Source organism: Pseudarcicella hirudinis (genome assembly GCF_900115665.1).
Lineage (GTDB): Bacteria > Bacteroidota > Bacteroidia > Cytophagales > Spirosomataceae > Pseudarcicella > Pseudarcicella hirudinis.
The window spans coordinates 33562-47875 of sequence record NZ_FOXH01000005.1; the positions used below are offsets into that span (position 1 = coordinate 33562).

General features: G+C 39.1%; 8 protein-coding genes. 1 reads left to right on the forward strand and 7 read right to left on the reverse strand.

What is annotated here, in order from left to right; all coding sequences use genetic code 11:
• Positions 1-8: 8 nt before the first annotated feature.
• From sov to BM179_RS10200, 6 genes are all read right to left on the reverse strand, one after another.
• Entirely contained in the window at positions 9-7241 is a 7233-nt protein-coding gene (gene sov / locus BM179_RS10175; RefSeq protein WP_177219359.1) for a T9SS outer membrane translocon Sov/SprA, read from the reverse strand.
• A gap of 183 nt (positions 7242-7424) precedes the next feature.
• On the reverse strand, positions 7425-8018 hold the full coding sequence (ruvA, locus tag BM179_RS10180) for a Holliday junction branch migration protein RuvA (RefSeq protein WP_092016292.1): 594 nt from the start codon (positions 8016-8018) through the stop codon (positions 7425-7427).
• A 226-nt stretch (positions 8019-8244) separates the two neighbouring features.
• On the reverse strand, positions 8245-9792 hold the full coding sequence (locus BM179_RS10185) for a lytic transglycosylase domain-containing protein (RefSeq protein ID WP_092016295.1): 1548 nt from the start codon (positions 9790-9792) through the stop codon (positions 8245-8247).
• A 367-nt stretch (positions 9793-10159) separates the two neighbouring features.
• On the reverse strand, positions 10160-11581 hold the full coding sequence (gene gatA / locus BM179_RS10190) for an Asp-tRNA(Asn)/Glu-tRNA(Gln) amidotransferase subunit GatA (protein WP_092016298.1): 1422 nt from the start codon (positions 11579-11581) through the stop codon (positions 10160-10162).
• A 172-nt stretch (positions 11582-11753) separates the two neighbouring features.
• On the reverse strand, positions 11754-11957 hold the full coding sequence (locus BM179_RS10195) for a Sec-independent protein translocase subunit TatA/TatB (RefSeq protein WP_092016300.1): 204 nt from the start codon (positions 11955-11957) through the stop codon (positions 11754-11756).
• 89 nt (positions 11958-12046) lie between these two features.
• Positions 12047-12502 carry a YkvA family protein gene (locus tag BM179_RS10200; protein ID WP_092016303.1) on the reverse strand — a complete coding sequence of 152 codons (456 nt, stop codon included), beginning with the start codon at positions 12500-12502 and terminating at the stop codon, positions 12047-12049.
• Between the two features lie 320 nt (positions 12503-12822).
• On the opposite strand from BM179_RS10200, the gene mdh reads away from it, so the two are divergent.
• The gene (gene mdh / locus BM179_RS10205; protein WP_092016306.1) at positions 12823-13758 is read left to right on the forward strand and encodes a malate dehydrogenase; all 936 of its coding nucleotides are present in this window, start codon (positions 12823-12825) and stop codon (positions 13756-13758) included.
• A gap of 58 nt (positions 13759-13816) precedes the next feature.
• Here the strand turns inward: mdh and BM179_RS10210 are convergent, their stop codons facing one another.
• A complete protein-coding gene (locus tag BM179_RS10210; RefSeq protein ID WP_092016309.1) occupies positions 13817-14236 on the reverse strand; it encodes a DUF8785 domain-containing protein in 420 nt (139 codons plus the stop codon).
• Between the last annotated feature and the right edge of the window lie 78 nt (positions 14237-14314).

The window sequence follows — 14314 nt, forward strand, 5'->3', positions numbered from 1 at the left end:
CTTTAGGATTATTCCGAAAGACTGAATTTAACCTGAATCCCTCCGGAAGTCGTTGATCTGTAATAGGCATTCGAAATTAACGGGTTATTCATCATTTTATCAAAATAAGCGGTTACACTCAATCTTTTATTCACATTGTAACTTGCCTGGGGTCTGAACTGAAAATTGGTCGAACCCGCTGTTACAACGGTTTCCTCGTCAAGTTTTCTCTGCAGCGTTCTGGTATCTCTGATGGTAAGCGTACAGTTGAAACGGAAATCGTTCGGCAGCCTTACCCTTTTCCCTCTTACTCTGAAAGGTACAAGCATATTCGCTTTGGTAAAACCTACAGCAATTGTCAGGTCTTTGTTGCTCAGCTCTGCTACCTGCGAGTTGGTGAGATTTAAACCAACATTTCTGTCCTGATTATAATCAAGTCTCAGAGAAATTTTGCTTTTTGTAATAGCACTGAAACCTATCAATGGGGCAAATCGCTCACTAAATGAAATCGTACTCATCACATATACCGGAATCAGATATCCCTGGTCATTGAATCTTGAAGACAATGGATACAGCAGGCTGGTTAGGGTCAGGTTTCTGTAATCCTCATCAAACTTTCCATATTCCAGAGAAGAAATGAAATTTCCTACGCTGTATGTGGATGTATAACTATGTGTAAGTGTAGCGGAAGAAAAATTCCGTTTAAACCAATCAAAATTAAGCAGACCGCCATAATCCAGTCTCCAGTTTGGTAAAGGAATGTTATAAAACGGAGAGAATTTGACGTTATCCGCTGAAACTCCACTGTAAGCTGCAAAGAAGGCAGGAATCAGAACATCCTGAGAATTTTTATTATATTCTCCCAAACTGCCTCCTTTCAGATTCTCCAGCCTGCGCTGAATAATCTGTCTGTTACTTCTGAATGTATTAAATACGCCATCAGCATCTTTAAATGCCGTCAGGAATGACAAAAATGTCATTGAATAATTACCGGAACGAACCGGACTTACATCCTTAAATGCACCGTTTGTCACAGTTGGTCTGAAGAAATCCTGGAAGTTGTCCGTTTTACTGAATTTCCCTTCAATCTGCAATTTAAAGTCCTTAAATGGCTCTACATCCGTCCTGTAGCTTAAGTTCTGGGTTTTAGTCTGCACGAATGGAAGGTTCTGCAAGGTACTTTTCGACAACCATCCATTTCTTGCTGCCTCATATCTTATATTTTCATCCTGGCTACCCGTAATAAAACCAAATCCGGGGGCTCCACCTACGCTGCTGAGTCCCAATAATCCGGGACTTGGCATAAAGCCTGGCAGTGTGGTACTTTCACTGATGTTGTAATTAACCTGAATTCCTCTGATTGCCATAAGCAATCGGGTTATACCTCTTAAAAACTCCGGTTCTTTTTTGAAAATGTCCTCATCATCCCCCGGGTTTCTTGCAATATTTTTACGCTCAATTCTCGGAGAGTTTGCTATTCTCAGGGCTCTCACTCTGTTATAAAGCGCAACAAAGTCAATTTTTCCTTTGATACCTCTGTCTCTGATATTTTTAATTACATTACCAAAAGGAACATTAAGCGAATCGCGGATGTCATAAGAGTTTGCAGCGTAAGTATATCCAAAATGGTGGGTATAATCTGCACTCATCCAGTCTGTTAAAGGAGATTTATTTAAAGGCAAACGCCAGACAGCTGTAAACTGCTGGTCAAAGTCTTTGGTACGCCCGAGATTTTTTAAACTTCTCCAGACAGAATCCTTTTTAGCTTTTGTATCCAAATCTCCTGCCGGTTCATCAATAATTGCACTGGCTGTGGCACTGTATGTCAGCATAACGCTTTTTGTAAGATTCCAGCCAACGTTATAAAGACGGTTAAATCTCCAGTATTTTTCAAATAAAGGAGTTGATCCGGCTGTTGAAAAATCAGCATTACGATATTGGGTCTTTACAAAACTTCTATCCATATCCGCCCGGAAAGTAACCGAGGTCGGTAAAGGTGTAAAGTTGAACTCTTTAAACCATCTCAGCAATGGATGATTCCATTTATATTTTTTGAACGGTTCTATCGGTTTGGGATTCCCGACGAAAGTATAACTCAGCCCTCCTTTATGTGAGGTTTGTGAATATTGTTCAATTAAAGTGTTGGTTCTGGTTAATTCAGAAAAAGCATAAGTGAAGGAGAAGTTCTCAATATCCCAGGGATGCATCAAAGCATTCTTTCCAGTCTTTACTTTTCTCACATTGGAGAAATTAAGCCCTTTTCTTTCCGAATTATCCTCCACCATCTTCCGGTAATTCTCTCTTTCCTGGTCAGTAGAGAATTTTTTCAATGTTTCATCCAAACGAATATCCGGATCCAAAGGATCAAATTCCGGCTTGATATTTCTTCTGTCATAAGTTACATACATCGGAATTTTCAAGCCCCATTTTTCAGGAGTAAGCTTGTCCAGATTTATATTCGCGGCAATGCCATACTCAAGGGTATTATCCCTTGATCTTTCTGAAATACGGGTCTGAACTCCTCCGAAACCATAGGTTTTCAAACTACCATTCATAGTAACATTGGCAAAATCGGCAAGTTTTAACCCTAATTTTGCCACTGCAGCTTTCCCGGAAGTCTGATCAAATCCGGAGGCCCTTAACTCATCAACCCAGATACAAAAGGTTTTTGGCTGGGCATCATCTTTAGGGTTTCTCACCCCGATCATTAAAGTGAGTACAGCACTCTGATCCGGATTACCTACAATTCTGAGGTTATAAACCTTCCCGCTTACAGGATCTACAATACTGTCTCTTGAATAAGGCTCTGTAATCGGTATTCCGGCCTGACGATTTCTGTCTCTTAAAAATTGTCGGGTCTGATCATTATCTCTGAGGTTTTTAATCTGTTTTATTACATCAAAACCAATATCAAATTCGTTTTCAGCCGGCCATACGTCTGTGTCAATTGATGCCCCTTTCTGTGTTTGCGTTAACTTTGGAATTTCAACTTCATAATAGTTCTGCGTAAGGTCCGTACCAATCCGGATAAAAGCCGAGACTTTTCCGACATTCGGAGCAGCACTTTCCATGTGAACAAACATTTTAAGACGTTTGTAATTAATGAAGTCAAAATTAGTGTTTTTGAAAACCGCTCTTGAATCGCCGTCTCTCAAACCATCCACACAAAGGCTTAAAGATTGCTCATTCAACTGAGCATTATTGATTGTAGTAATATCACGATCTCTCTGAAATCCCGGAGGAATCACATAAGGGATTACATTATCACCTTTATTGTTCGACGGACCATTTTCTTCAATATTTACACTGGCTACTTTAAATTTAGCATCATAATTTTCCGGAACTTCCTGCAAACCTCTCTGATTTAAGTCTCCTGTATATTTACGATACTGGAATCCGGAAACCTGCAACTGAGCAAAACGCAGCACAACAGGCTGTTCAAATTCTGTCAGAAACATTCTCATAAAACGGATAGATTTTAATCCGTTAATTCCTCCGAATGATTTTCCGTTTTTTACAGGAACTCTGAATAAATACCAATCCGCACCGTTTTCAGTAACTTTATCTACTACATAACCTTGTCCGACAGCCAGTTTATTCGGTGCCAGATCAACCTCGTACTGATAATATGATTCAAGATCATTGATGGTATTGTCATTGTTCATATCCTCACGGTCAGGGGCATTTTTACTGGCCTCAGTAAATCCGGAGTTTGAACTGGCAGCGGTTGACGGAGAGTTCTTATCCAACCCCATATAATTCTTATACCGCTGAACTATGCTTTCAACATTATTATATTTTTCACTCAGATAATAGGTAAAATCATCCCCGGCCGGGTCAGCACGAATGGCTTCAAAAGCGGTAGGATCCATACCTGAATTTTTTAACTGGGTCAGGTAATCTTTATGCATTACTTCCTCCGTATAGATATTTGTCTCATCTCCGGAGTTAGGAATACCATCCAAACCAACATCCTGCAATTCTCTTCCGCCTTCATTGTCAAATGCATTGATTACAAATTGTCTGGTCGGAGCAAGCCCCCATTTGGTAACTCTGATATTCTGACTATCCCCTCCCGGAATTTTATCTCCTGTTGGAATCCCGTTTTCAAAGTTATAGTTACCGTCAGGAATAAAATCTTCAGAAACATCCCCCAGGTTGAATACCAATTTTCCTCCGGTGGTGTTGTTCGTATTAAATCTTCCATCTCTCACTACCCCGTTTGAACCGGTCAGGAACGGGTCCATTAACCAAAACTCGATCTGCTCAATATTTGCATTGTCAAAGTCTGTATCAGAAGTAAGTGCTCTGGTAATAGCCCCAAAATTCTTCTTCGGATTTTTCAGCAAACCATCTTTATCTAAATCAGGGTTAAAGTTGTACATCCCTCTCTCTGAAGGGAAATAAGCAACATCCAGAACACTGATCGGTAAGCTTGTAATATTATTGGCAAGGTCCTTATTCGGGAAAAGAGCTTTCGGAGAAACCTGACGTTCATAGAAGTTAGTCAGTTTGGAAGGGTCCAATCCCGGGATATCTACCCCAAAGCCTCCTAAACCATAAATACTCGGGTCAACACTATAGGCTGAAATCTTAGCACGCTGATAACCGTTGGCCAGGTCATTTGGGGTTCCAACGTTGAACTGCTGATGCTGCGGAGTAGCTCCGGGTCTCCAGGTAGTTGGTTGACCAATTAAGTTATAAACTGTTCTTGCTGCTTCAAAATCATCAATAAATGCATTATCCTGCACCGCGGAATTAACGCCCGGAATAAGCTGTGCATATTCTCCCTGAAAATCAATTGCTGAAGTTTCCTTGGTAGAAATAATTGGAAGGGCATCTACCAGTCTTGTCAAAAATCTTGAAGGCCTTTGAATGGAAGCATCAAAACCAAAAAGCGTGTTACTGACAGGTTCATTGCCAATCGCTACCCTTCTGAGATAATTGGGAGGAGATTCACTCAAATGCTGAAGCGTCGCTCCGAGGTGAATATCTTTTCCAAGCCGATAATCAAGGTGTGTTCCGAAAAGCCCTCTTGTCTGGTTGGTAAATAAATCCGGCTTTTCATAACAAACTCTGATTTCCCGACCTGAATTGGAAATTCCATCATTCAGAATTTTCACACGACCCAATTGCGGATCTACGATAAAATCCGTGCCTTGTACTAAGGTACTACCTCCGACTGTAACCGTTACTGTTTTAGCATCAACGCCCAATGGTAAAGACACATCTCCTCCCAGAGCCGACTGAAAACTTCCTTTTAAGAAATACTTGTTTTTCGTCGAAATTTGCTGTGCATCCGTTTGTGTTTTTGTATAAAGCTCTTCGAAGACATACTTATTAACCAATCCGTCTTCATCAGCATTAAAATTCTTTTTCAGGGTAGAACCAAAAGGTTCGAGAACCGGAAAGATAATTTTCCCGTTTTTAGAATCAACCGTTACATCCTCAACAAAGTCAAAATTTCCATCAACCTGAGGGTCTCCGTTCTGATTTAATCTGTCAACACCCAATACTCTGATTAAAGGAACATCCTTCAATCTTGCACCTTCCTGCAGGTTAGGATTATCAACACCTGTCTTATCATCTTTATAAATTACTCTTAACTGGAAGTTTTGCTTACTTAACTGACTGGTATTTAACGAATAAACGTTTTTCATCATCAGATTCCACATCGGATGCTGGAGGTTGTTCCTGACCTGAGAAGATTTAAGCATTTTCAAAACCAGTACTTCTCCATCTTTTCTGTTCTGATAATTTTCAGTCAGTTCCCCAACCTGATATTTTCTTCCGTTGTAAGTATATTCATAAGAAACCGCTAAAACTTCATCATTTCTCAAAGGGGTGATCAGGGAGATGTAACCCAACTGCGGATTAAAGCGAAAGTCTCTTTCTGTCAAACGCTTTGCTCCTTTCAGCATATCAAAATCCGTTCCTTTCTGAAGGTTATAGCTGGTTTCGAGTAAATAAGAGGTCTGATCAGACTGACGGATTCTTTCATCCTTGGTAAGCTTGTCGTAAATACCGTTGGTACTGTTATCAGCAGGCTGACCAGCCACAATTGGTTGCAAAACCGGTTTATTCCTACTTGCTGAATAGGGAACTGGTTCTCCCATATCAGAAAGTGCAACAATATTCCTAAGCGTTTCGGTATTATTCGTTCTGTTAGTTACATATACCTCCACACGGGTTACAGTTACCCCGGAGGTAATTACAGGAAGTGATTTGAGAGATCTTTCGTAATTATTTCTAAAGTACGTAGAAAGGAAAAAGTGTCGGTTTTCGTCATAAGCATCAGCTCTGATTTCAAACTTCTTGCCCTGAGAACCACCCTGAAGGGTAATACAATCCTGTTTGGACCTTTGCTGAGCCGCAACGACAGTAACATCAAGATTCCCGAATCTCATTAAGGCCTTCAGACCAAACAAATTCTGAACTCCGGGTATCAACTGGCTGTTCAGTGTCCAGGAAGTATTCCCAGCTTCTATATTCTGAAGGATATCTTCTTCGTTACTTCTCCAGTTTAGTTTTAACTGATTCTGAAAATTAAAACTTGCCTTGGAATCAAAGTTGGTATTAAGATTAAGTTTATCTCCTATTTTTCCCTGAAAATTGACCTGAACCTGTTCATTGAAGTTTAAGCTGCTGTTATGTCTTAAACTTACCGGAACGGCAGGGTCATCATAAAACTGGCTTAGATAACCAATGTCAACCAGAATATTTCCATTAGGTTTAAAATCTATATCTGTCCCTCCAAAAATTCTGTCAATTGCAGGAGGTAATTCTATTTTGGGTAATAAACCTCTTCCCTTGGTATCACTTTTCCCGTCCTGAGAAGCAGCATAAGATTTCCAGTAACTCCTTAAATATCTTTCCCTTTGTAAATTGGAATATTCTTCATACGACAATCTTTCGGCCGGACGATAATCATTGGGTAGGTCTTTCAGTTTTTCATAAACAGCAATGGTTCCGGCAGAGTCCAGTTTAAATTCTGTACTGAGACCTTTAGGATCTTTCAGGATAAAAGGAGAAGCAGGAGTTTTGTGCGTAAAACGGTTCCCAAGCCTGTCTTTTAGTTTTAGCCTTGGTCGTTTTCCTGATTTTGTAACTTTGGTTGTATCTTCTTTGGGAGAGTTTTCTTTTTCAAATACTTCATTTGCTGCCAGTGTCAGATTTGATTCAAGTGGATCTGACCATGACAACCATGCAAATAATGAAACTATAAAACTTCCTGAAAGTATGTAAAGCGTGTTCCTATGCACAACTTTTATTTAATTTGTGGTATATCCGGCGCGGAGAATCTAAGGTTAAACTTTCATTTGTCAAAAACTTCCATCTAACCAAACGTCTAAAACCTTGCCAATATTTTTACGAACTGATTTTTTTTAAATTTCCGGAAATCCTCCATTTACTGTAAAATCTGTTGTTTTTCCGGAATTTATCTGTCATCGAAGAGCCAGCTTAATTAATTGCTCAACAGTCAGGTCCTCGCCTTCCTTCTTCAATATGGCATCAATGCTCTTTTCTGCCACATTTTTAGGAATACCAAGCGTAACCAAAGCTGCCAGTGCTTCATTGCGAACGGCAGAGTTTTTGGTCAGAACAATTGAATGACTGCTTCCACCCAGCATTTGTTCTTTACGGAATTTATCTTTCAATTCAATAATGGCTCTTTGAGCTGTTTTTGCTCCGATTCCTTTAATACTCTGAATTGTACGCACATCTTCATTAACAATTGCATGTCTGATTTCAGCAGATGACAAGGACGAAAGCATTACTAATGCGGTATTAGGGCCGATTCCTGAAACACTTAAAAGGTCCAGAAACAACGCTTTTTCATCAGTATCCTTAAAACCAAAAAGTACATGGGCATCTTCACGGATACTCAGAAAGGTATATAAGCGGCAACGTTCGTTACCATCCTGAAGGGCTGAATAGGTCTGAAGTGAAATTTTAATCTCATAGCCTACACCATTCACATCAATAATCACGTAGGCAGGGTCTTTGTAGGTTAGTTTTCCGTCTATATAGGCAATCATATTTAACTTTAAAGAGTAAGGTATAAATTTAAAAGGGCTGTTTGGATTTCTTCACCAGAACTTTAACGTGAATTAATAGGCTGCTATTACATAAAAAGTAATTCATAAAGCTATTTCTTATTTTTACTTATCAAAAAGGCATTTCACGAATATTTCCAATTCAAAAATAATCAAAAAGTCCGCATAACTAAAAAGCGATGCGGACTTATCTTCAATTTTATTGATTTTATGAAACTCTGATTTTCATTCCGGCTTTTACCACATTGCCTTTGATACCATTGAGTTTTTTAATTTTATCTATTGAAAGTCCGCCATAACGCTGTGAAATGTTCCAAAGTGTATCTCCTTCCTGAACAAAATGGAAACGGGCTTTTCCTTTATGAACTGATTCTCTCTCAACATTGGATGCTTTAGCATATTTAACAGAACTGGTAACCGCTACTTCTTTGAAGATCACCAGTTTATCTCCTGCATGAAGTGTTGACTTACGCAAATGATTCCAGACTTTAATATCATATACATCAACATCATATTTAGAAGCAATTGAGGTTAGATTATCGCCTCTCCTCACAACATATACTTTTTTCTTAGGCTTTTTATTGATAACAACATCCTCAATATCTTCCTCAACTGTTACCTTTCCTTTTTTGGTTTCCTCCTCAGTCAGAATAGGTCCGTTGCTGTTACTTGCCACCATTACTTCCGGAGCCGGAGCAAGTTGTTCTATAACAGAAGGCGAAACCTTGGAAAGTGAGTCAAATACTGTTTTACGATTGGCAACGAGATAAGCCATTTCTTCTCTTGGTAATCTTAAAGGGAAGTTCCTCGTAGAACCCGGAAGAATGTGCGTTAAAATATGTGGATTCAGTTTTTGAATATTTTCAAGGTTGATATTACTCAAAGAAGCCAGTTTATCTATGTCAAGGAATCCGTTTACCAGAATTGTATCATTTGGAATAGCTGTTTCCAGCATCTCAGGAGCAATATCATGATCTGCTCCGTGATTCATCATATAAATAATTCCGATATACTGAGGAACATAACCTCGGGTTTCTCTTGGAAGACAATTGTAAATATCCCAGAAAGTCTGACCACCGCTACAACGTCTGATTGCCCGGCGGACATTCCCCGGTCCGGTATTATAAGATGCTAAAACCAACTGCCAGTCTCCGAAAATATTGTAAAGCTGTTTCATATAACGGCAAGCCGCCTCTGTTGCTCTCTCAGGGTCAAAACGTTCGTCAACGTATTCATCGATTCTTAAACCGAAGTCAATTCTAGCTGTTTTTGGCATAAATTGCCATAAACCTCCCGCTCCTGCTCTTGAAATAGCTTTAGGATTTAGTCCGGATTCGATAAGGGATAAATATTTTAACTCATCCGGTAAACCGTATTTCTTCAGGTATTTCTCATAAAGCGGAAAATAAAGATCTTTACGTTCCATCATCGTTTTGGTAAATGATGGTTTCCGATAAGCGAAATATTCTACGAATTGATGCGTAACGGAATTATAAGTAAGCTGAATTTCTTTCTGAAGTGCCTGTAATCTGGGTTGGACAATACTCGGATCAATCAACCAGGCTGGTTCTGCCACAGCTGGTTTCGGATCATTTATGGAAGGATTGGTAATTACAATAGCTGTATCGGCCGCTTGCGGCTGACTAGAAATCGTGACGGAATTCTGTGGTTGTGAAGATGTTATTTGAGCCGTAGCTACATCGCCTGTCCAACACAAAATCCCAAGGCTAAATGCTTTCGCAAGGGTGAATCTCATCTATTTATTAGGGTATTCACAAAATCTTAAACTTAGCCGGAGAACCGGATATCATTGAGAAATTTTGTGGTTATAATAAGACTTTATACATAAAACTCTCTTCCACCAAGTATAACGAAATATTTAGTTTTTTTATTCAAAAACAAATAAACTTAGGGATTATTGTATAATGGCGTGTGAGTTTAGTACAATATTACGAAATTGAGTTCAAAAACGAAATTTTATTTCAGAAAAATCGTATTTTATTATCAATCAGCAATTTAGACTATTCTAATTTTTTTTATAATGGATTAAAAAGAGACTAAACGGAAAGGAAAATGATCTCAGTATAACCAAAATCCTGATCCTTTCACCATATTTTCTTCGCTTAAACCAGAATGGCGTTTGAGAAGGCTAATAATTCTTTTTCCTGAAAAGCTCCTGCCATAATCTGAAAGCCTATCGGCATACCTTCATTATCTTCTCCGTTCGGAATAGAAATGGCAGGCAATCCTACTACATTCGCCTGTACCGTGAATAAATCACCTAAATACATTTGAATCGGATCAGCCGTTTTTTCGCCTATTTTGTAAGCTGTAGTCGGCGTAGTCGGGCAAACCAGAAAATCATAATTTTCCAGCAGAGAATCCGTATATTCTTTTACTAAACGCCTTACTTTCTGTGCTTTAGTATAGTAGGCATCATAATAACTCGCACTCAATACAAAAGTACCAAGCATTATTCTTCTGCGTGTTTCATTTCTGAATGCTTCAGAACGTGTCTTTTTGTACATAGTGATCAATTCCTTTGAATTGGCCGCTCTGAAACCATATTTCACTCCGTCAAAACGGGAAAGATTTGAGCTCGATTCCGCAGTTGTCAGGATGTAATAAGTCGGCAGAAAATGCTTAATCAGCGGAAAATCAACAGCTTCAACTGTATGTCCCTGGCTTTTAAGAAAATCCAGCTTTGCAATTGTAGCAGCCTTTACCTCAGGCTGTAAACCTTCACTTTCCACCGCTTCCCGCAGGTAAGCAATTTTATAGCTTTTTTTCTCAGGCACAAGCTCCGAATATGCCTCTACTTCTTTCGTTGAAACCGTACTATCCTGTTCATCCGAACCGGCAATCACTTCAAGTAAAATCGCAGAATCTTCAACGGATTTCGTAATCGGACCGATACAGTCAAACGACGAAGCATAAGCAATCAGTCCCCAGCGGGATACCCTTGAATAGGTCGGTTTTAGTCCGACCAATCCGCAAAAACCGGCAGGCATTCTGACAGAACCACCAGTATCTGTTCCCAGCGAGGCAAGACACATATCTGCCTGTACAGCAACCGCTGAGCCTCCTGATGAACCGCCTGCTACCCGATGGTCCCCTACTGCATTTAAAACAGGGCCAAAGTTCGAATTTTCATTGGTTGACCCCATTCCGAATTCATCACAGTTCTGGCGCCCGATAATGATTGCATCTTCATCCAGAACTCTCTGAACGGCAGTACCATTAAACTGGGCTTCAAAACCGTCCAGTATTTTACTCCCGGCACTTACCGGATGATCTTTATAACAAAGTAAATCCTTGATGCCCAGAACCATTCCTGCGAGTTTCCCATAATTCCCTGACTTAATTTTAAGATCCACCTCATCTGCTTTCTGCAAAGATTCTTCTGCATAAACCGAGACAAAAGCATTGAGCTTCAAATTCTTTTCATCAATATTTTTAAGGTAAAATTCGACAAGCTGGCGGCAGGTTATTGTTCCTGCAAGGAGGTCTTTCTGGATTTCCCGGAGAGTTGAGTAGTTTTTCAAAGCAACAAATAAATTTTAATTTTTACGGGCAAATGTATTCAGCATTTTATCCGGAAAGTAGTAGAATTCCGAAAGGGGATTTCGGGTAAAATGGTTTCTCCCCTATAAACAACAAAAGCATAGTCGAGGTAAAATTATACCTCAACTATGCAAAAACACAAAATGCAGTGCATTATTTAGTGTCGTCTAAGCCTTTAGTAATTTGTTCCTGAACGTCTTTTTGAGCATCCTTAAATTCTTTGATACCTTTTCCAAGACCTTTCATTAATTCCGGCAATTTTTTGCCACCAAAGAACAATAAGATAGCCATACCGATCAACAATAATTCGCTTCCACCTAGGCCATTCAAAAATAATAAGACTGAAGTAAGTTCCATTTTCTTATGCGTTAAATTTTTTGTAAAAATACTTGATACAATTAAGAATTACGAATTAAGCTCTAAGAAATTTAAATTTTCTCATAAACTTAGTCCAAATTTATGGTTGTTTCCACCAATTCGGCCTTCGTTTTTTCCCATAATTCAAAATCTCTGATATCTCCGGACAAAGCATTAAAAAGCCAGAGTATCAAAGCAAGGTCATCCGTCAAGCCAATTGCCGGCAAAACATCCGGAATTAAATCAATTGGTGAAACAAAATAAATTAATACTGCAATAATCTTAACAATGGTCTGCCAGGGTACAATTCTGTAATCTCCCGAGACATAGGCTTTTACCATTCTTCCTAATAATGTCAGTTTTTCGAGTAAAACCTGACCCACTTGTTTATTGTCTCGGCTCGCGGCGTTACGTGCTTTTACGATAACTTCCTTGAGAAGCTGTAAAGTTGCTAAACTTCCGCCAGCATACTTACCTGCTCTGTGAGTAGCCCGGCGAAAAAAAACCGAATTTAATACTTTTGAAACTAAATCTTCCTGAGGCATTGGTTAATTTGGGATAATAAATACTTGAAAAAGTTTAAAATATTATAACAATTTTAATTTCATCCTGATTCAAAAACGGTCATATTTTTATGTATAATATCTTAGCAAAAAAACTGCTGTAAATATGCCGGAAATATGGTAAAATGCATTTTGTCATTACTTAAATATAATACTTTTGCAGGACATAATAAAAACGAGCCGATATAATATTTATTGAAATTTATTTATTTTATTGCACTTTTTGTACACCCAAGAAGTTTTTCTTTAAAATTTGTCTTAGTACATTTACTTTATTTTATAACTAAACAATTTACATTCTCATGAAAATAACTGTTGTTGGAGCTGGTGCGGTAGGTGCGACTACTGCCGATAATATTGCCCGCAAGGAATTGGCTGCTGAAGTAGTTCTATTAGACATTAAAGAAGGTTTTGCAGAAGGTAAAGCTTTAGACATGTTTCAAACGGCTGCTTTGCTGGGCTGGGATACAAAATTAACCGGTGTTACCAACGATTATTCAAGAACTGCTAATTCTAATGTTGTTGTCATTACCTCTGGCCTTCCCCGTAAACCCGGTATGACCCGTGAAGAATTAATTGGTGTAAATGCCGGTATTGTAAAATCGGTTGTTGATAATATTCTGAAATATTCTCCAGATGCAATTTTTGTAATTGTTTCCAATCCTATGGATACCATGACTTATCTGGCTCTAAAAGCGTCTGGTCTTCCAAAAAACAGAATCATTGGTATGGGTGGTGCGCTTGATTCTGCCCGTTTCAAATGCTATCTGTCTCTTGCTATGAATGTTTCTCCTAACGACTTGCATGCAAGTGTAATCGGCGGACATGGCGATACTACCATGATTCCTTTGAAGCGTTTAGCAACCTGGAATGGTACACCGGTAACGAATTATCTTGACGCTGCAACTTTAGATAAGGTGGCTGCTGATACAATGGTTGGCGGAGCTACTCTGACCGGACTTTTAGGAACTTCTGCCTGGTATGCTCCGGGAGCAGCAAGTGCAGCTGTGGTAGAATCAATTATCCGTGATGAGAAAAGAGTAATTCCTTGCTCGGTTTTACTGGAAGGCGAATACGGACAATCTGATATCTGTATGGGTGTTCCGGTTGTTTTAGGAAAAACCGGCTGGGAGAAAATCATTGATTATAAACTCAATGAAGAAGAACAGGCATTATTCTCAAAATCTGCAGATGCTGTAAGAAACATGAATAATGTTCTTTCAACCCTGAGTCTGTAATTATGACTTATGCTCTTCGATTATCTGAACACCGGTAATCGAAGAGCATATATAATTCTTATGGAGCCTCATCAACTTTTGTTACAAAATACTCTGTATCTCCCATCCAGGAAAACTTCAGATACCTCTGTTCATAATGTACTCTGATTCTTTTTCCGGTCAGAAGTGCATCCTGCAGAACTTTTGCTACATCTGCATCAGCATCAGCTACCGTAAAATCCCATAGATTGTTCTGCATATTCCCAACCTGCCCCTGCGCACCAACATTCAATTCTCCCTCATACGTTTTTATAAAATACCCTCTCTTTGAAAACTTGGAAACTGTTCCTGCCCGCTCTCCTTCAGAATAAGAAATTTTGGTCAGGACGTAGGAAAGAATAAGTCCAAGTACAGAAAGTATAATTATTCCGAAAAATAGTCTGCGAAAAAATCGCGAAGTTGCTTGCCGGGCAACTGAAAGTTTGTCGTTGAAAGCCATTAGTTCAAAAGGTTTCGGTTTCGTGATTAATATTATTGATAATAGGAACCTGAGCAAAAATAGGAATTTAGCTGAAAA

Excerpts from the sequence above, each read along its gene's own strand:
- ruvA (WP_092016292.1), bottom strand. The coding sequence starts at position 8,018 with ATGATTGCCTATATAGACGGAAAACTAACCTACAAAGACCCTGCCTAC.
- BM179_RS10185 (WP_092016295.1), bottom strand. The coding sequence starts at position 9,792 with ATGAGATTCACCCTTGCGAAAGCATTTAGCCTTGGGATTTTGTGTTGG.
- BM179_RS10195 (WP_092016300.1), bottom strand. The coding sequence starts at position 11,957 with ATGGAACTTACTTCAGTCTTATTATTTTTGAATGGCCTAGGTGGAAGC.
- BM179_RS10200 (WP_092016303.1), bottom strand. The coding sequence starts at position 12,502 with ATGCCTCAGGAAGATTTAGTTTCAAAAGTATTAAATTCGGTTTTTTTT.
- mdh (WP_092016306.1), top strand. The coding sequence starts at position 12,823 with ATGAAAATAACTGTTGTTGGAGCTGGTGCGGTAGGTGCGACTACTGCC.
- BM179_RS10210 (WP_092016309.1), bottom strand. The coding sequence starts at position 14,236 with ATGGCTTTCAACGACAAACTTTCAGTTGCCCGGCAAGCAACTTCGCGA.